Origin of the sequence: Paenibacillus illinoisensis NBRC 15959 (genome assembly GCF_004000925.1) — a bacterium.
In the GTDB taxonomy this organism is placed as follows: Bacteria; Bacillota; Bacilli; order Paenibacillales; family Paenibacillaceae; genus Paenibacillus; species Paenibacillus illinoisensis.
Window position 1 is genome coordinate 17,618 of sequence record NZ_BIME01000021.1, and the last position, 19,129, is coordinate 36,746.

19 protein-coding genes and 1 riboswitch are annotated in these 19,129 nt (G+C 47.8%); of the genes, 9 read left to right on the top strand and 10 right to left on the bottom strand.

Annotated features, from left to right (window positions below):
• Positions 1–142: 142 nt before the first annotated feature.
• From PIL01S_RS28515 to PIL01S_RS28525, 3 genes are all read right to left on the bottom strand, one after another.
• A complete protein-coding gene (locus PIL01S_RS28515) occupies positions 143–442 on the bottom strand; it encodes a DUF6171 family protein (RefSeq protein ID WP_127541123.1) in 300 nt (99 codons plus the stop codon).
• A 4-nt stretch (positions 443–446) separates the two neighbouring features.
• On the bottom strand, positions 447–1,928 hold the full coding sequence (locus PIL01S_RS28520; RefSeq protein ID WP_174818740.1) for an alpha-N-arabinofuranosidase: 1,482 nt from the start codon (positions 1,926–1,928) through the stop codon (positions 447–449).
• A gap of 217 nt (positions 1,929–2,145) precedes the next feature.
• Entirely contained in the window at positions 2,146–3,336 is a 1,191-nt protein-coding gene (locus PIL01S_RS28525; protein ID WP_127541127.1) for a WD40/YVTN/BNR-like repeat-containing protein, read from the bottom strand.
• A gap of 615 nt (positions 3,337–3,951) precedes the next feature.
• Here PIL01S_RS28525 and PIL01S_RS30110 point away from each other — a divergent pair.
• On the top strand, positions 3,952–4,083 hold the full coding sequence (locus PIL01S_RS30110) for a hypothetical protein (protein ID WP_260504323.1): 132 nt from the start codon (positions 3,952–3,954) through the stop codon (positions 4,081–4,083).
• Between the two features lie 389 nt (positions 4,084–4,472).
• Here the strand turns inward: PIL01S_RS30110 and speB are convergent, their stop codons facing one another.
• Positions 4,473–5,342: an agmatinase gene (gene speB, locus PIL01S_RS28530; RefSeq protein ID WP_095293470.1), complete on the bottom strand. Its 870-nt coding sequence runs from the start codon at positions 5,340–5,342 to the stop codon at positions 4,473–4,475.
• A 14-nt stretch (positions 5,343–5,356) separates the two neighbouring features.
• Positions 5,357–6,184 (bottom strand): polyamine aminopropyltransferase, encoded by an 828-nt coding sequence (speE, locus tag PIL01S_RS28535; protein ID WP_095293469.1) that lies wholly within the window; start codon positions 6,182–6,184, stop codon positions 5,357–5,359.
• Positions 6,185–6,597: 413 nt separating this feature from the next.
• On the opposite strand from speE, the gene PIL01S_RS28540 reads away from it, so the two are divergent.
• A complete protein-coding gene (locus PIL01S_RS28540; RefSeq protein ID WP_127541130.1) occupies positions 6,598–8,676 on the top strand; it encodes a transglycosylase domain-containing protein in 2,079 nt (692 codons plus the stop codon).
• A 150-nt stretch (positions 8,677–8,826) separates the two neighbouring features.
• On the opposite strand, the gene PIL01S_RS28545 is transcribed toward PIL01S_RS28540, so the two are convergent.
• Positions 8,827–9,330: a YwhD family protein gene (locus PIL01S_RS28545; protein ID WP_095293467.1), complete on the bottom strand. Its 504-nt coding sequence runs from the start codon at positions 9,328–9,330 to the stop codon at positions 8,827–8,829.
• Between the two features lie 101 nt (positions 9,331–9,431).
• Between PIL01S_RS28545 and PIL01S_RS28550 the strand changes: the two genes are divergently transcribed.
• The 5 genes from PIL01S_RS28550 to PIL01S_RS28570 all read left to right on the top strand — a co-directional run bounded on the left by PIL01S_RS28550 (position 9,432) and on the right by PIL01S_RS28570 (position 14,466).
• Positions 9,432–11,423, top strand: coding sequence for a M1 family metallopeptidase (locus tag PIL01S_RS28550; protein WP_127541133.1), 1,992 nt, complete (start codon positions 9,432–9,434; stop codon positions 11,421–11,423).
• A 10-nt stretch (positions 11,424–11,433) separates the two neighbouring features.
• A complete protein-coding gene (locus tag PIL01S_RS28555; RefSeq protein ID WP_127541136.1) occupies positions 11,434–12,276 on the top strand; it encodes a hypothetical protein in 843 nt (280 codons plus the stop codon).
• 260 nt (positions 12,277–12,536) lie between these two features.
• A riboswitch (cyclic di-AMP (ydaO/yuaA leader) is annotated at positions 12,537–12,674 on the top strand.
• Positions 12,675–12,677: 3 nt separating this feature from the next.
• Positions 12,678–13,148, top strand: coding sequence for a C40 family peptidase (locus PIL01S_RS28560; RefSeq protein ID WP_095293464.1), 471 nt, complete (start codon positions 12,678–12,680; stop codon positions 13,146–13,148).
• Between the two features lie 348 nt (positions 13,149–13,496).
• Positions 13,497–13,952, top strand: a complete 456-nt coding sequence (locus tag PIL01S_RS28565) for a GNAT family N-acetyltransferase (RefSeq protein WP_246058583.1) — start codon at positions 13,497–13,499, stop codon at positions 13,950–13,952.
• Positions 13,953–14,106: 154 nt separating this feature from the next.
• Positions 14,107–14,466, top strand: a complete 360-nt coding sequence (locus PIL01S_RS28570; RefSeq protein ID WP_095362315.1) for a c-type cytochrome — start codon at positions 14,107–14,109, stop codon at positions 14,464–14,466.
• Positions 14,467–14,539: 73 nt separating this feature from the next.
• Here the strand turns inward: PIL01S_RS28570 and rbsK are convergent, their stop codons facing one another.
• From rbsK to PIL01S_RS28585, 3 genes are all read right to left on the bottom strand, one after another.
• A complete protein-coding gene (gene rbsK / locus PIL01S_RS28575) occupies positions 14,540–15,550 on the bottom strand; it encodes a ribokinase (protein WP_371860028.1) in 1,011 nt (336 codons plus the stop codon).
• 18 nt (positions 15,551–15,568) lie between these two features.
• Positions 15,569–15,865: a 4a-hydroxytetrahydrobiopterin dehydratase gene (locus PIL01S_RS28580; protein WP_095293460.1), complete on the bottom strand. Its 297-nt coding sequence runs from the start codon at positions 15,863–15,865 to the stop codon at positions 15,569–15,571.
• A 262-nt stretch (positions 15,866–16,127) separates the two neighbouring features.
• Entirely contained in the window at positions 16,128–16,421 is a 294-nt protein-coding gene (locus tag PIL01S_RS28585; protein ID WP_095293459.1) for a hypothetical protein, read from the bottom strand.
• A 235-nt stretch (positions 16,422–16,656) separates the two neighbouring features.
• Here PIL01S_RS28585 and motA point away from each other — a divergent pair, with 235 nt between their 5' ends.
• Together motA and motB are read left to right on the top strand one after the other, a co-directional pair.
• Positions 16,657–17,457 (top strand): flagellar motor stator protein MotA, encoded by an 801-nt coding sequence (gene motA / locus PIL01S_RS28590; protein WP_095293458.1) that lies wholly within the window; start codon positions 16,657–16,659, stop codon positions 17,455–17,457.
• Positions 17,444–18,262 (top strand): flagellar motor protein MotB, encoded by an 819-nt coding sequence (gene motB / locus PIL01S_RS28595; protein WP_110757113.1) that lies wholly within the window; start codon positions 17,444–17,446, stop codon positions 18,260–18,262. The genes motA and motB overlap by 14 nt, the downstream gene beginning before the upstream one ends.
• Positions 18,263–18,409: 147 nt before the next feature.
• On the opposite strand, the gene rluF is transcribed toward motB, so the two are convergent.
• Positions 18,410–19,111, bottom strand: coding sequence for a 23S rRNA pseudouridine(2604) synthase RluF (rluF, locus tag PIL01S_RS28600; protein ID WP_095293456.1), 702 nt, complete (start codon positions 19,109–19,111; stop codon positions 18,410–18,412).
• Between the last annotated feature and the right edge of the window lie 18 nt (positions 19,112–19,129).

The window sequence follows — 19,129 nt, forward strand, 5'->3', positions numbered from 1 at the left end:
TACACTCTACTGTATAACTATATCCAGTTCACCCGCTCAATTCAAATCCAAATTCAGAGTTTTTGTCCCATATCATCAAAAAAAGCAGAGCTACACCCTAAAAGTGCAGCCCTGCTTTGTTACATTATAATGAAATCAAACGTTAAAGGTTCGACCACCTGGATTCATAAGGAAACGGGCAGATCGATTCTACCAGCTTGGCACGAACCTGGACCAGACAGCCGCAATAGCGGCAGGTAGTGCCATATTGCAGTCCTGGGCAGTCTGCACAGGTAGATAATCGCCTCTTATATTCCTCATCCTGAACGACAGGGCGTGAACGCGATGCAATCTCCACCAATCGGGCCATTTTGGAATCACTGATGTTGACAGCATGCTGATCACTGCATCCCTTACATGACTCCTGCTTAGCCCCAAAATGATTTGAATCAGATGTGCTCATCGCATTACTCCTGGATTGCAAGTACCCCTACAGATGCAGGCGGCAGGACAAAACGCAACTCCTGATTAACCAGGGTAACACCCTTCCAATCCGTTGGCTCAACCTTGTTCGGATCTTCAAATGTATTGAATGCACCAAAATCGGCATGATGCAGAATTCGACCAGAGACGGAAGAAGATTCTGCAGCTTCAAGCTGGCATACCACTTCCAGTTCATCTGTGTGACTGAGATTGCATGCCGTTACATGAATCACGCCGTCCTTACTGCGGGAAGCGGACAAGCTAAGCTGAGGAATGGTATCTTCACCAAGCGTATATCCAGGGCTCTCATAGTTCAGCTCCAACCGCTGTGCATCCATATGAACCTGATACATATCAAACACATGATATGTTGGGGTGAGCAGCATACGCTCGCCTTCTGTCAGGACCAGAGCCTGCAGTACGTTAACGATCTGTGCCAAATTGGCCATCTGCACCCGTTTATTGTAGCGATTGAACAGGTTCAGGTTAATGCCAGCCACCAGCGCATCCCGCATTGTGTTTTGCTGATACAGGAATCCTGGATTCGTCCCTGGCTCGACGTTGTACCAGGTTCCCCATTCATCAATAATAAGTCCCACCTTGCCATCCGGGTCATATTTATCCATAATCTCGGAATGCTTCACGATCAATTCTTCCATGCGCAATGTACGCTTCAGGGTCTGGAACCAGGCTTGATCATCAAATCCGGTAGATTCGCCCTTATCATTCCACACTCCCGTCGGCAAAGTATAATAATGAAGGCTTAAGCCGTTCATGTGCTGTCCCGCTTCACGCATCAATACTTCTGTCCAGTGGTAGTTGTCCTCGTTGGGACCACAGGCAATCTTATAGATCTGATTATCAGAATAATTACGTACATATGTAGCATACCGACGATACTCATCCGCGTAATACTCGGCACGCATGTTACCTCCACATCCCCAGTTTTCATTACCCACACCAAAGTAAGTCAGTTTCCATGGCTTATCCCTACCATTATCCTTGCGCCAGTTGGCCATGGGAGATTCCCCGTCAAACGTAATGTATTCGACCCACTGCTGCATTTCATGGACGGTTCCGCTACCCACATTGCCACTGATATATGGTTCTGTTCCTAACAGCTCACATAATCTTAGGAATTCATGTGTTCCAAAATGGTTATTCTCTTCCACGCCGCCCCAGTTCGTATTAATCATGCGTGCACGTTCACTTTTTGGACCTACGCCATCCTTCCAGTGATATTCATCAGCAAAACAACCACCCGGCCAGCGAAGTACCGGAATATTCAGCTTCTGCAGTGCCGCCAGCACGTCATTGCGTATCCCTTCCGTATTCGGAATAGGTGAATCTTCCCCTACCCAAATCCCTTCGTAAATACAACGTCCCAAATGTTCAGAAAAGTGACCGTATATATTGCGATTTATTAATCCTTGATCTGAATTCGCCTTTAAAGTAACACCAACCATTATTTCAACCTCCCAAAATGTGTTGTTATCGCTTACAATAACTTGTTTTCAAACAGGTTTCAACCGTTTTTATTTTTACAAAAACAAGCCCTTTACCAGCATAATTCCTCTGGAAAGGGCTTGTTTATTGGGCAGAATGAACATAGAGCTACGAAATGGTTTTTTTTCGTTTCCACTAATGAATTTGGTTGATTGTTACTTCAAATTAAAGCGCCATTTAATCCCGCTCTGAAGGTAACAACATTTTTTGTACCCAAGAAGTTCCCCCATCTGTCGTTTGATAGACGGCAGGTGAGTTGTCACTTGTTACAACGAGCCAACCTGTTTGGGCTGATGGGAATGAGATCCGCGAGCTATAACCCAGATCCTTCAGATCGATATTTTCCCACGTGGAACCTGCATCATACGAACGCCCAATACCCACTTTACCAGCAGCAGGAGATCCACCTGAGAGATAAGCAGCCTGGTCTCCGATTAGCGACATGTTTCCAGGATGGCCCCCTGGGTCTGCCGGGCCTTTTCCTTTCCCGATATTGCTGCCACCCGGTGCAGGGCCTCCGCCTGCTGTCGACTGAGCAAAAACCTGCCTCCAGCTTCTGCCTTCATTCCCGCTTGCATATAGGGAATATGATTGTTGAGACATGCCTGCATCACCATACAGGACAGCCCATACCTGCTTCCCGTTTGCATATAGATCTGCCCCATTCCATGTAGCCGAAGCGACTTTGAGAGAGGTTGTCCAGTTCTTACCCCCATCTGTTGTCCGGAGTAGCTGATATCCCAAGCCCGGTACAACTTGTACAGCATAGCCTTGTTTATTTGTAGCGAAAGCCACCGATCTCGTATTTGCGGGGGTATGGATTTTAATCCAGCTTGATCCGCCGTCTTGTGTCCGATACGCGCCATTATAGGTGTAGCCGTAACCTTCGTTTTTATTTTTAAAATCAATTCGCTTGAACTGCATGCCAGGGGTATCAAGTTGGTTCCATTGTGATCCCCCATCTGTCGTGCGAATAAGATACGTCTTGGCAGAATCCTTCATTTGCGCTAAGGCAAATCCATTTACGTTATTCGGAAAATTGATCTGCATGAACTGCCATTGTCCAGTATAGATGGATTGCCATGTACAACCCGCATTCGAGGTGCCAATCAGGAACCCCTCCCCAGCAGCACGACCCGTTGTGTTGTTCAGGAAATCAATGTCTGTAAACTGCAGATGCTGGTCTTCTACACCGCTGCCTTTCTTCAATGTAGCAGACAATCCATGATCCCCACTTCCACAAGTGGATGAGGCTGCAGCAGCACTTACACCGGACTGTGCATAAACCGGCCCCAATCCCCAAGCCAGCGTTAAGGATAATGCCAATGTCCCAATCCGTTTCCATGTGATCGCACTCTTTATTGTCATCGCGACACCTCCTTCTATGTTTTACCCGAATTTGCACGTTCTAAAGTAACAATTGGTCTATCACCAATGACATTACTGCAATAAAAAAACCACCTTCACCTACGATTGGTATCTTGTAGATAAGGGTGGTCGTTCGTAAACGTATGGATAACCTAAATTAAAGGGGATATGTCTTCATCGCAATAATAACAAAACTGATACTAAGAAACAGACATAATCCAAAATTTAATTTGTTGTATCTGAATTCCCGAATACTATATGCTGCAAAAAGCATTGCCAGGTTACACAACAGCCAGGTCAGATTAAAAAATACCGTCATCATGAATATAAGATTGATTATAAATATCACAAGAACAGAGCTAAACCACTTTGGAACCATACTCAAGTGAGCCAGAATCGCTTGCATAGACATCCACCTTTCCCTATACCCAATATTATATATCATTGATAGATTCACCCCACTCGTTAAATTGTTCTTGAAGAGCCAGGCATTCATGGTATGCAATAAATGGTAGAGTCATGCGAACATACGTGCTATAATTGATGTTAAGGACTCTGAATTACGGTGGATGTTTTCATGACCACGGCGCAGCTTCCCGAGAGGGGGTGACGTCGATGGTCAAGCTTGTGGCGTTGCTTGATGTGATCCGGTGGATTGCTGCGATTCTCAGTCTGGTACTGAGTGTACGAAGGCTATACCGTTGGTTGCGTAAAAAGTTTCGTAACAAGCGAAAACCCACCTCATAGGTTGGAGCCTGACGGTGGGTTTCGCTTGAACTAAGCTATTAAGTTTAATGCACGCCGTGGCAGTCCACAGCCTTTCTGGTCCTCAGAGTCTTTGTCGCTACCAACGACAAGGACTCTTTTTATAGTGTATGGCCGAACCAGACCACCATATACTTCCCTGATGTAATACATCAATAATTTGATATATTACCTATTACGTTGTAGCCAGTATAACATAGTCGTGGGCCGAGGTTCAATGAAGTGAACCCCACCCAATCAAATATTCCACTCGCTAAAACAGGATTGTGGAGCATCCTTTACAAGTGGCCTGATAACGAAAACACCCTCCCCTACGCAAAATTGGATCCGCGCAGAAAGAGAGTGTTATGTTCTAACCATTATTCAGGTTATTACTTCACGAAGCCAAGCAGCATCTCACGGATCAGCTTAGCAGCTACAATCTGTGTCTGTTGTGTTGGATCATAGATTGGCGCTACCTCAACCAGGTCACAGCCAACTACATTCACATCCGATCCGGCAATCATGTGGACGGCTTCAAGCAGTTCTTTGGACGTGATGCCGCCCGCTTCCGCTGTACCTGTTCCTGGAGCAGCCGATGGATCAAGCACATCGATATCAATGGTCACATACACTGGACGATTGCCCATTTTGGGAAGAGCTTCCTTCATTGGAGCTGCGACTTCAAACGGGTAGAAGTTAATGTTCTCCCGGCCATACTGGAACTCTTCACGGGAGCCGGAACGGATTCCGAATTGATAAATATTTTTGCCGCCCATCAGCTCAGCTGCTTTGCGTACTGGCGTCGAGTGGGACAACGGCTCACCTTCATAGCTTTCACGAAGGTCTGCATGTGCATCAATATGAATCAGGATGAGGTCCGGATATTTCTTGTACATTTGTTGGATCACTGGCCAAGTGACCAGATGCTCCCCGCCAAGACCGATCGGGAATTTGTCATCAGCCAGCAGGCTGCCGATATACTCGTTGATCACTTCAAGGCTGCGTCCTGCGTTACCGAAAGGTAAGAGCAGATCTCCAGCGTCAAAGTAGGTCATATCGACAATACTCTTGTCGAGGTACGGGCTGTATTCTTCAAGTCCAACCGAGGCTTGGCGGATATGAGAAGGACCGAACCGGGAACCCGGACGGAAGCTGACAGTATAGTCCATTGGCATTCCGTAGATGACCGCTTTGGAATTCTCATAATCCTCGGAACTGCAAATAAATACGTTACCAGAATAAGCTTGATCCAATTTCATTAATGATTTCCCCTTTATTTCGTTAAGTCTTCCACGAATTTAGGAAGTACAAAGGCTGCCTTATGCAAACGTGGTGAGTAATATTTGGTATCCATCTCTGGAATTTGAGTCTCATCCACTTGAAGTGGATCATGTTTCTTGCTGCCCATTGTGAATGTCCACAGACCGCTTGGGTACGTTGGAATGTTACAGCCGTATACATGTACAATGGGGAAGATTTCTTTCACATCCTTGTTTACCTTTTGAATCAGGTCTGCTTTGAACCAAGGGTTGTCGGTTTGTGCAACAAAGATGCCATCCTCTTTCAGTGCTTCATGGATCCCTTGATAAAAACCACGCTCAAACAGTGGTGCAGCAGGACCTACAGGCTCCGTGGAATCCACGATGATTACATCGTACTCATTTTTATGTTCAATAATATGCATATAGCCGTCATTCACGAGCACTTCAACATTAGGCTCGTCCAGTTTACCGGCAATTTCAGGCAAATATTTTTTGGAATACTCAATAACTTTACCGTCGATTTCGACGAGAACTGCTTTTTCTACTGCAGCGTGTTTGATGACTTCACGGATAACGCCGCCGTCACCACCACCTACAACCAAAACTTTTTTCGGATTCGGGTGAGTGTTCAAGGCAGGGTGAGCCGCCATCTCGTGATATACGAACTCGTCTTTCACAGTTGTCATCACCATACCGTCAAGCAGCAGCATGTTACCGAATTCCTCGGTTTCTACCATGGCCAAGTCCTGAAAGTCCGTCTTCTCGCTTACATATGTCTGCTTAATCTTCGCGGTAATCCCGAATGCCGGGGTCTGTTTCTCCGTGAACCACAATTCCATGATCTCTACCTTCTTTCCGTAAAGTTATTGATCAGCCATATCAAGCATGGCGCTGCACGCCGCCCGGTTCGCACAAGCACGCCCAGCGTTCGGCGCCAAAGCATTAGGGTTGCTGGCTGCGGAAAAGGTCCGCGTTCACTTCATTATATAGATTAAATTGACCACAGCGTGCTAAGCGTCTGACCGATCAACGAATCAATGACAATTGGTGCTGTTCGTCTTTCTGTGCCTTTTTGTATGTTGTGCCGAACTGCTACTTTTCATTACCCTTTTGCATTATACGCGATAGATGTTTATCCTGCAAAACGGTTTTTTCTGCAGAAATGCTACATTTTAAACTGTTCCGCGGCAGACTGAATATCCCTGTCCATGAAATCCCATACTGGGAAGAAAAGAAGAAAGGAGCCCGTTCCATGACTCAACATCGCCAGAAAACCCGCAAACGCGGGTTCCGTTTATTAAAATGGATCAAAAGCCTCTCTCTGCTCGCTGTTCTCGGCGTTATTGCGACGATAGCAGGATTGGTGTATCTATATGCGACCAGCCTACCCCTGGCCGATTCGGATCGCAACTCAAGGCTGCTGGATAGCCAAGGCGAAGTCATTGCCACCTTCTCTGCAGGCGGCAAGGATTCCGTACCTGTGCAGCTTCAAGACATCTCAAAAGACCTGGTCACTGCCACTCTGGCTGTCGAGGATCGCAAATTCTATGACCATTATGGTTTTGACATTCAAGGGGTGGGACGGGCCGTGCTCGTTAACCTGCAGCATATGGAAATGTCCCAAGGTGCCAGCACCCTCACACAACAGCTTGCGCGAAATCTATATCTTTCCCATGAGAAGACCTGGACTCGCAAGGCCAAAGAGGCCATGTACACGGCACAGCTTGAAATGAAGTACAGCAAAGATGAAATTCTACAAATGTATCTCAATGAAATCTATTATGGTCATGGTGCCTACGGAATTGAGGCAGCTTCGCGCATGTATTTCGGCAAATCAGCCAAACAGCTCGATTTGGCGGAAAGCGCCATGCTCGCAGGCATTCCAAAAGGCCCCACCTACTATTCTCCATATAACCATATGAAGAACGCGAAGGATCGGCAGAAAATCGTACTGGCCGCCATGGTTGATATCGGCAAGATAACAAAAGCCGAAGCGGACAAGGCTTATGAGGAAATGCTGTCTTTTAAACCGGAAAGTGAACGAAAAACAGTAGAAAGCGCGCCTTATTTCCGGGATTACATTCGCAGTCTTGCGGTCAAGGAGCTGGGCATTAGTGAAGCAATGCTGGACCATGGAGGACTAAATATATACACCACTCTGGATCTGCGTGTGCAAAAAGCAGCTGAAGACGCTGTAGCCAAAGGCATGGATCCGAGCAGTGAACTGGAGACAGCTCTCGTGTCCATAGACCCTCGTACAGGCTATATCAAGGCTATGGTAGGCGGCAAAAACTACCGGAACAATCAGATCAACCATGTTCTGGCGACGACACGCCAGCCAGGATCTGCATTTAAGCCTATTATGTATCTGGCTGCACTGGAATCCAAAGAGCTGACAAGCGCCTCTATCTTCAATAGCGAACCAACCCTGTTTCACTATGACAATGATCGCAAGACCTATAAACCTGGCAATTTCGGCGACAAGTATCTGGGGGAAATTGATCTAAGGCAGGCAATTGCCGCTTCGGACAATATCTATGCGGTCAATACAATTATGCAGATCGGGCCTGAGCAGGTCGTGGATATGGCCAAAAGTCTGGGGATTACAAGCAATCTTAGTGCTGTCCCTTCTCTCGCCTTGGGCACCTCGCCCGTGAGCCCACTGGAAATGGCTTCTGCATTCTCCGTCATCGCTGCAGGCGGACAACGGATGCCTCCTGTCGCCATTCTGCAGGTGACGGATGCAGCAGGACGTGTAATCTATGAAGCACCACAAACCAAGGCCGAAAATGTGGTAGAACCCGCCGCCGCATATGTACTAACACGTTTAATGGAAAGTGTGTTCGAAAATGGTGGTACAGGGAATCGGGTAGCTACAACGATTAAGCGCCCCGTAGCAGGCAAAACCGGAACGACCAATACGGATGCCTGGATGGTTGGCTTCACCCCCGAACTCTCCACCGCAGTATGGGTCGGTTATGATCAGGGCAAAGCCATCTCCACGTCGGATGGACGCCGTGCAGCACCGATGTTTGCCCAATTTACAGAACAGGCACTTGCAAGTGTGCCGCCTAAGATCTTCCCTGTTCCCGATCATGTGGTCAGTGTGTATATTGATCCCGAGTCCGGAAAACTGGCGGGTAATGGCTGTGAAGAGAAACGGCTTGAGGTTTTCATTGACGGTACTGAACCGACAGAAACCTGCAGCGGGGCAACGGAGAATACGGATCCCAAAAAGAATGAAGGAGATCGTGAGGTACAGAATCAAGAAGGAATCCAGGAAGAAAAGCATTCGTGGTGGAGAGACTTTAAACGTTGGTGGGTAGAATGACGCAACTACGTAATGACTTAATTGCGTCACTGTGATTGACCGGCTTCAGATTCTTTCTGGAGGTCAAGTAAAGCAAAAGCCCCGAACCGATCATTTCGGTTGCGGGGCTTTTCATGCTCCTTTTAAAGGATACAGCATACAAGGCTTTTATCAGGAAAGTGCTTCTTTTAGTTCATCCGGAGAAGCATTCCACCACTCTTCATTGTGTGTAATCAACAGCTTCTTGAGAGCTGCACGATCCTCTGGTCCGAGCTCATCCAGCATGAAGCGGCGCTTCATTGCATAATCCATCCGGTTTACATGGTCAGCCAGCAGCTTCCATCCTCGTTTCGCCTCGGTATCGATCCACATCTCGCACGCTGTTGCTCCGCCGTACAACTGTCCCTGTTCCGTGCGGTCCACAGCTACCCAAACCAGCCATACCTGGCGACCGTTAGGTACATCTTCCCGATTCGTCGAAAACTTAATTCCACGTTCTACCTTGCTCTTTGCATGCATGGCACCAATATCAATCTTTGCCTCCCCATTATCAATAATAACCGGCGACAGGTTGTTCAGATCAATGGAGCCTGCACCGAAACCTTTATGTTTGCTCTTGGCACTTACGATATTCAAGGCAATCTGTTTTTTGCCGTTTTGCTCGTTTTGATCCATAGTTATAGCCTCCAAGGGTTGATACAAATATTTTAACTAATAATCGCCCCATTGCAAACATATACATGCTGTAGATGCTTGTCAACGGGAGGTATTTAACGATGATTCCACTACGCGCCAAGAGCTGGCTTACTGCAATTCTGGCCCTGTGTGTGTTTACCGGAGCCATATGGATCACTCTGGATCACACTCGTTCTACGACATCCGACTTGCCAACGCTCGCCCCGGAATTGGGCAAGCCTCCGGCAAAGGTCCAAACTCCGGCACCTCCAGAAAGTGTACAGACACCTACTGCTGAGGTGTTCAGCAACCGCGTGGTGGAATATCACATGGATGTGAAGCTGGTAGACGGCAATGTTTTGGAGGGAACGCAGACGCTGACCTGGACTCATCCGGGTAAAAAAACAGTCAGCGAACTTTATTTCCACCTATACCCCAATGCATTCTCTTCTACTGACACCACATTTATGAAGGAATCCGGCGGAAAGCTTCGCGGTGATGTGATGCCAACGGACGGTTACGGCTCCATGAATATTACGGAGATGAAAACAGAGGACGGGCTTTCCCTCCTGCACCGGATGCAGTATGTACAGCCGGATGACGGAAACATGAAAGATAAAACGCTCATAAAAGTGAGATTACCCAAGCCGGTCAAGGGCGGGGAAACCATTACGCTTCACACCCGGTTTGAGGTCAAGCTGCCCAAAATCTTTGCCCGTATGGGAACTGCTGAAAACTTCGTTATGGCGGGCCAATGGTTCCCCAAACTCAGTGTATACGAGCCTGCAGGCACGCGAGGACGTACGGCTGAGGGCTGGAATCTGCATCAGTACCATGGAAATTCCGAGTTTTATGCGGATTTTGGCATCTATAGTGTGCGTATTCGGGTACCGGAAACATACAAGGTTGCCGCGACCGGGTTTCCAACGAAGCAGGCTGTTATTAAAAATGGTGAGAAGATCTATCAATTCTATGCTGACGATGTACATGACTTCGCCTGGGCAGCCTCACCTGACTTTGTTTATGCAGAAGAACCCTTCTCCGCTCCCAACGTGCCAGGTGTACGAATCAAGCTCTATCTGGACCCGGCCCACCAGGATCTGAAGGAACGTTACTTCTATGCGGCCAAAGCAGCTCTTTCGAATTACAGCAAGTGGTTTGGTCCGTATCCGTATTCCACGCTCTCTATCGTTGTTCCCCCAAAAACGGGCAATGGAGCAGGCGGCATGGAGTATCCTACCTTAGTTACAGCCTTCGGCGCGGACGACACTACACCAGGCTACGATCTGGAACGCACGGTTGTACACGAGATCGGCCATCAGTACTTCTATGGTATGGTTGCCAGCAATGAATTTGAAGAAGCCTGGCTGGATGAAGGGTTCACCTCTTACGCAGAAGACAAACTGATGGAGCAGGAATACGGACTTATTCCGAATCTGCCCGTTCAATCCGGCTTAATTACTTCGCCTGCCTCACTCACGCAGGAGTCCTGGAAGTTTGATTCGCAGAATCATTACGCAGCCAATGTTTACACAAGGGGCAAGCTTGTGCTGCTGGGCATCGAACAACAAGTAGGCGCTAAAACGATGGAACGCATTCTTTCAACTTATGTCAAAAAATATCGATTCAAACATCCTACTTCGGCCGATTTCCAAAAGGTCGTGGAGCAAGTGACCCGTAAGTCCTGGTCTGATTATTTTAATCAATACGTATATGAAGACGGAATGGCCGACTTCGCCGTGGAGAATATCCAGGTCAAGCCTGTTGAGAAAGGCGGTCAAACGTTGTATGAATCATCGGTAACATTAGTAAAGAAAGGTAGCGACTACGAGAAAGTACCCGTTCGCATCGTTTTTGAAGATGGACACATCGTCGCCAAGGAATGGGATGGTAGTAACGGTCGAATTACGTACAAGTTAACTTACAGCTCGGCGGTATCCTGGGCCATGACTGATCCGTTATATACCGTTGTGCTGGAGAACCGTCATATGAATAACTTTTTGAAAGCCGATCTGGATGAACCATCCAAGTTCCGCTGGAGCATGAGTGTAACCAAGCTTATTGAAGCAATATTCGGAGGTCTGTCATGGTGAGGTGGAGACAGTGAAAGCAAAAATACGTGAGGGTTGGTTTCTCGTCCGTCAGCATATGTTCATTGTGGCACTTTTGTTTCTCTATCAGCTGGTGTGGGGTTACTTCATTTTTAAAATGGTGCAATCGGCAGTCATTCCCTTGCTGCTGCGCTATCCGGACCCTGACGCCGGGGAGCTGAGTACCATTTTATTCAAAATGGAAAGCCAGCTCAGTCTGTCTACCCATCCCGAGGTACATCGTTATTTATGGATACTTGGGGCCATGCTCCTGCTCCGCATGCTGATTACCCCTCTCATCCAGGCAGGGCTACTCTATTCATTACAACACTTCAATCATACAGAAGAACGTGTTCCTTTTGTACGTGGGATCAAGGCACTGTGGAAACCGATGATGCTGCTTCATTTCATTAAAACACTATTATTGCTGCTGCCTGCGTACTGGCTGATCCCCAAGCTGTATAGTATCTTTCTGGATGGATTCCACTCGTTGCAGCAGCTGCTGCCAGGCATTCCATATGTAGCCGGATGGATTGTATATGGATGGATCATACATCATGCTTTGTTATATATGCAGTTTGGCGCTACAGCTCCCGAGGATCAGGGCGGGGTAAAAGGTACATTTCTCGGTCTATTGCTCGCTTTGCGTCATATCATTTCTCTCATTGGTATCGCAGTGGTTCTGGGAGGAATTCATCTGCTCATCTTCGGTGCCTTCACATCTGCGTCGTGGTTCCTGACAGGTCTCATGGGTCTGATCCTGCAACAAACCTATCCGCTCGCCAGATGTTTGTTGGATATATGGAAGATATGCGCTCATTTCCGTCTATGGCAGTCCAAGTCCTCCAAAGGTTAAAAAGTGTAATGAACCGCACGAAAATTGTTACCATCTTCATGTAAACTTATGTCAATGTTAACGCTTCACAAACGCAAACCCCGACCTTTCCCCGTCAAAGGTCGAGGTTTTTTTTGCTAATTTTCTTGTTAAACGTTGCCAAAGGCTTACTCCTCTGTTACAATAATCGCAGTGAGTTTTTAGTAACAACTTTGTAATCTTTACCTTATGAATTGTAACTACTTAAAATTAAATCGTCATTTCTTGATTTCGCAGGTGCACAACTAGCATAGCCAAATTCCTGGCACCTGGGAAGCGGGGGAACCAGTTATGGGTGAATTGATCTTGCTACAGAGGGATCATAGGGGACCTTCAACCGAATCCTTAAGCTAACCTCGCAGGCGTTGGAAGGGGTATATCTCTTGTTCAAAAAGAAATTAACAGCAGCTGTACTTAGCTTAACATTCGCACTATCGCTTGGAGCAGGCAGCGCATTCGCAGATTCAAAAATGGATAAAGTAATTGATTCAGCAATGGGAACTACATACAAAAGTGGTGGAACAACGCTTAACGGCTTTGACTGCTCTGGATTCACACGGTATGTATTCGAAAAGCTGGGCATCGATTTGGCTCGTCAATCCAGTTCCCAATTCGACATGGGTGACTCGGTATCCCGCATGGAAATGAGACCAGGCGATCTGGTATTCTTCAATACAACGGGTAAAGGGGTTTCACACGTAGGGATTTTCGTGGGTGAAGGTAAGTTTGCACACTCCTCGTCTTCCAAAGGAGTTACCATTAGTTCTTTGAGTGAGAACTACTGGGCCAACCGCTATGTTGGCGCTAAACGGATTATGAGCACGGACGCATATGAATCACTGGCCCTCGACTAGGGACAAGCTGAGCAACATCATACTGTAACGAAGCATAAATCAACCGCCCGGTACATTCTCCGCAGGAATGTATCCGGCGGTTTTTTTGTGCTTGTTCGTCCGTGCCCTTATGATGTTTTTACCCATCCTGCTATAATATAAACGAAATTCCAGGAACTTTTGTTTCACTTTTTTTCAATGGAGCAAAACCTTGCCAAATGCCCTCCTCTTTTGTAGAGTAAAATCAGGATTAAATATGAAATGACATATGTTATAAACCATTAGCGTATGACTAGAAGTAGCTTGTTCACAATGAAAGGAGCGTGCAGTGGTGTGGATGAAGCTTCTGTAACGTTTCACGTTGTGCCGATGCAAGAAGAACATGCAGCATTGATCTGCAGCTGGACATATGAACCACCCTATAACATCTATACCTGGCTGCCCTGGGAACAGATGAAGGCGCTGGAGGTTGAATTCGGCGATGAGCAGCTTCGAAAAGAGCAATATGCTGTTGTACTCGGAGAGCAGGACCAACTTTGCGGATTCGTTCAATTCTTTCCTCTTGAAGGCGTGACGCGGATTGGGCTTGGTATGCACCCCGAACAGTGTGGACAAGGTCGCGGTACTGCCTTCGTCTCTGCTATCGTGAAGGAAGCCATTCGGCGGAACCCTAGTCATGAGATCGATCTCGAAGTGCTCACCTGGAATACGCGGGCTATCCGGGTTTATCTCAAGGCTGGATTTGTCACCAAGGATACGTATGAACGACAGACACCACGCGGTTTGAAGCCTTTTTATTGCATGGTCTATGAAGGACCTCGTTAACCGTTAAACCGCATAACCAAAAGAAATTCATGCCCGTTTATGTGATTAGTTCAAAAAATTACCACAAAATGCTATGATGTCTTAACAGGTTCCGTTATAATGATATGGACAGTTTCAGTTTAGATGATCTTTCATTCTGGAGGGGACATAACGGATGCACAAATGGATCATGAGCGGGGTATTTTTTGCAGCATGCGCATTGGCTATTGTATTAATGTTTACGCTTCCAGGGAAAGAGGAAGTGGCTGAAGAAGCGAAACCAACCATGCCGGAAGTGGCAATGGATGCTGGACAGGCTGAAGCACTGGTCAAAGCCAATTGTATCACGTGTCACGGGGATCAGCTTCAAGGTGGCGTAGGACCTGCTCTAGCAAACATCGGCAGCAAGGATGATGTGGAGAAGATCTACTCTACCATTGTCAAAGGTAAAGGCGGCGGCATGCCTTCCTTCAAGGACAAACTGAAGGACGAGGAAATTGCCAATATCGCGATGTGGCTCGCTGAGAAGAAATAAGGTTAATGAGATACACAGCAAAGAGGCCCTGCCTTCCCTCTCGGGAATGGTACGGGCCTCTTCGTTATATCGTTCAGCCTCTGGCTGCGTGTTCTGCCAAAAAGGCTTCCACTTCACGTGCATACGGCATCCCCGACTGGGCGCCGAGCTTCGTTACGGATAACGCGGCCGCTCCCATGGCATAGCCTACTGCCGCGTCCAGTGTTTCCCCGCGCGCGAGGGCTACCGCCAGCGCGCCGTTGAAACAATCGCCAGCGCCGGTCGTATCGACGGCGCTTACGGCGTAGCCCGGCGCACGGCAAGCGCCGGCACGCCCTGCCTGTACGCGGCCGCCTGGCGCTGCCGCGTACACAGCCCCCTCGGGGCCGAGCGTCGTGACGACAGCGGCCCCGAACGATGCGGCGAGCTCTGCGACTGCCGCATCCACGTCTTCCGGCCGGAGATCATCCCGGCCGGTAAGCACGGCAAGCTCGCTGCGGTTCGGCGTGACCACGTCGACGCACCGCAGGAGCGCCTCTGGCAGACCCGGCACCGCTGGGGCCGGGTTGAGCACCACCAGTGCGCTGCCTTCTGCCGCCAGTTCGGCGGCGCGGGTGACCGCTGGCAGCGGGATCTCAAGCTGCAGCAGCACCGCTGCGGCTGCAGTCAGGCTTTTTACCGTATCCGCCTCTTCCAGCATCTCCGGCACCACTTGTCCATTCGCTCCAGGAATAACGATAATCCGGTTATCTCCCTTGGAGAGCCAGATGGATGCTGTACCTGTTACAGTGTCTTTCAATACACGAACCTGCGAGGCATCTGCCCCACTATCCGTCAGACTGTGCAGCAAGCGTTCCCCAAAACCGTCCGAACCCACTGCTCCAATCATCGTGGTCTGTCCACCCAGACGTGCAGCAGCAACGGCTTGGTTAGCCCCCTTGCCGCCCGCCAGATAGTGAAGTTCCTCACCGCTTACCGTTTCTCCCTCTTCCGGGATGATATCGGTCTTCACCACGAGGTCCATATTGAGACTGCCTACAACCGCGATCAGAGGCTTATTCTGATTCATGTCTGACATGTATGCTTCCTCATTTCTTGGCAGCACAACGATAACCGATCCCGGCTATGTCGTCCTCATTTTCTCAAACGTTTCGTTAAACTGCTCTGCTTCCTTAATATCTACAGATGTAATTCCACCCTCATCCCACGACGTGAGACGCAGCGTAACCGTTGTATAATCAATCGTAATAAAAGGGTGATGATTAAATGCTTCCGAGATCGCGGCGACCTCATCCACGAATGCAATCCCTTTCATGTAGTTGGAAAATACGAACTTGCGGACAATCCACCGTCCCTCTTCCAGTTCCCAGCCTTCCAGCCTTCCCAGATGAGCTTCGACTTCTTCTTGCGTAAAAACCATACGTTATCTTCCTCCCCATAAAGACGGCACAAAGGTTGTCTCTAACCCTCTCCCTCATGCCATCCGAAACCTTGGTGCTACCACAGTAACCCCAACCGTCATAGGTTAGCCGCTCTGCGGCTCGCCCGTTTCATGACTCTCATCTTACCACGTACAGAACTCAAAATCCAATACTGTAAAATGGCGTTAGAGCCAATAGCCGTGAGGCTTCCAGGCGTTTCCCCTCTCGGCTTCCATACTAGAATTCTCCTTAAATTCGGCCCTAGATTAGGGGTACAAATGTCAATTCTTCTTCCCCAATCAAAATATGAATGCGATGCTGCTCCTTGTCATGGATAACCACACCACTCCCTACAGGAATGACCGACTCTGTGCCCAGCGCATAGAACAAGTCCTCTGCCAGAGCTTCGTCTACTTCGAGCTGCTCGTTTTCACCCAAACGGGACCAATCCTCTGCATCCATTTCAAAAAAAACATAACGATCCGGAATGCGGCCGATCGCCTGTGTCAAATCTGTCAATATTCCTTCATAATCCCGTCCATGCTTTACGCCCATTGGCTTTTTCACTCCTGTTTGGCCCCTAAAGAGCTGATTTGTTCTTATTATACCTGAAAATAACCCTTAAAAAAAAAGGGCTTCTGGTCGATAAATACTATACATGACCGTTTCAGCTGTTACAGCATTTCTAAAAAATGCCATAGGTTAAACGGATTGCGGCCAAACATTCGCCCGGAAGCCCGAATACAGCCGCTTGAAAGGATTCAATTTTATCTCATGGATGAGGTGTATGATGGAAATTTCAACGATTATCGGACTAGTTTTAGGGCTGGTTTCACTTGTTCTCGGGATGTTCCTGAAGGGTGCTCCCCTGATCAATCTGGTTAACAACCCGGCAGCCTACGTTATTATCTTTGTTGGTACAGCAGCAACAATCTTCATGGCATTTCCAATGTCTGAAGTTAAAAAAATCCCCAAGCTTTTCGGGGTACTCTTCAAAAAGCAGCAACTGATTGACCGTGTTTCACTGATCGGCACATTTATGGAATGGGCTTCCACTACCCGTCGTGAAGGTTTGCTGGCACTGGAATCAAAAGTCGAAGAGATTGACGATCAATTCCTTCGCAGCGGTATGCGCATGATTATTGACGGCAATGACCAGGAATTTGTTAGTGATGTTTTGATGGAAGATATCCATGCCACCGAAGAGCGTCACCGCGGAGGAGCATTGATATTCGCACAAGCGGGGATGTACGCTCCAACACTCGGGGTTCTCGGGGCCGTTGTAGGTCTGATTGCAGCCCTGGCCGACCTTAGTGATATGGAAAAGCTATCTCACGCGATTGCGGCTGCGTTCATCGCTACACTCCTTGGTATTTTTAGTGGTTACGTGTTGTGGCACCCGATGTCCAACAAGTTGAAGCGGATGTCCAAGAAAGAGATGGAGATCAAGCTGATGATGGTTGAAGGATTGTTATCCATTCAATCCGGTGTATCCACCATTGCCATCAACCAAAAATTATCTGTATTCCTGACACCTTCCGAACGTAGACAGCTGGAAGAGAAGGAGGGATCATCAGGTGAAAAAGGCTAAAAAACATGAGCCGCATGAAGAACATATAGACGAGAGCTGGTTGCTCCCGTATTCTGACTTGATGACACTGTTGCTTGCCCTGTTTATTACGTTGTTCTCCATGAGTTCTCTCGATGCTGCCAAGTTCGAACAGATGGCCTCGGCACTGAGCAGTGCATTGAATGGCGGCGCAGGTGTATTGGATCATACATCCATGAATCCTACGGAAGCCACAACCGACCTGGGCAAAAACAAACAGGTGCCTGAAGAGATCACCAAGAACAAATCTGCTCAGATTACAGATGCACAGATGGCACAAAAAGAGCAGGAAGATCTGGAAAAACTCAAGAAACAACTGGACCAATATATTAGCAAAAACGGGCTATCCGACCAACTCAACACCAAGCTGAATCAATCTGAACTGAAGATCACCATCAGTGATAACGCTCTGTTCTCTTCCGGGCGTGCAGATGTGAAGCCTGAATCGCGATCACTGGCAAAAGCCATATCCAACATGCTTCAGGAGTTCCCGCAATATGAAGTGGTTGTATCTGGCCATACTGATAATATTCCCATCTCGAACAGCCAATATAAGGATAACTGGGATCTAAGTGCGGATCGTGCACTGAACTTCCTTAAAATCCTCTTATTGAACGACGCGCTGGACCCTGCGAAGTTCACACCTAGCGGGTATGGTGAGTATCACCCGGTTGCCAGTAACCAGACCAATGTTGGACGAGCTCAGAATCGCCGTGTAGAGGTTTCTATTATCCGGAAGTATCAAAGCAACAATTCGACTGTGAAAGCAGTCAATCCAGCAAACTAGAAGTGAATGCGAGTTCAAAAGGACGTTTTTCTCTCCCGTAGAGGAAAACGTCTTTTTGATGTGTAAATAAGTAAAGCGTGGTATCAAAAAAAGCTCTGCCTTCTTTTCTTCAGAAAAGATATGCAGAGCTTTCATGAATTAAACGATTTATTCCAGAGAGTAGTTCAGCAGGCTGCCCAATTCCGACTTCTCCGCAGCTGTCAGCTCTCTCCACTTCCCTGTAGCCTGTTCACCCAGATGAATATTCATGATACGTACACGCTTCAATTTACGCACCTCGTAACCAAAGGCACTGCACATTCTGCGAATCTGCCGATTCTTCCCTTCGGTCAGTATAATCCGGAATACTCGCTCAGAGATTCGAGTGACGGTGCAGGGCAGCGTCATTTCACCGAGAATTTTGACGCCCGTGCTCATCCCCTTCAGAAAACTCGGCGTGACAGGGCGGTCAACCGTAACGATGTACTCTTTCTCATGGCGTCCCTCTGCTCTAAGTATCCGGTTGACGATATCTCCGTCATTGGTCATCAGAATGAGCCCTTCGGAATCCTTATCCAAGCGGCCAATTGGAAAAATGCGCTCCTTGTGCCCCACAAAGTCAACGATGTTTCCCTTGATATGCTGCTCGGTTGTACTCGTAATACCGACAGGTTTATTCAGTGCAATGTATACATGTTTTCTTTTTTCCTTGATAGGCTGACCGTTGATCCGTACGTCGTCGCCTTCTTCCGCCTGGCTTCCCAGTTCGGCGGTTACGCCATTAATGGTCACTTTCCCGCTCTCCACTAATTTGTCGGCTTCACGCCGGGAACAATAGCCTGTTTCACTAATAAATTTATTAATACGCAAAAGGTAATCTCACCTCAT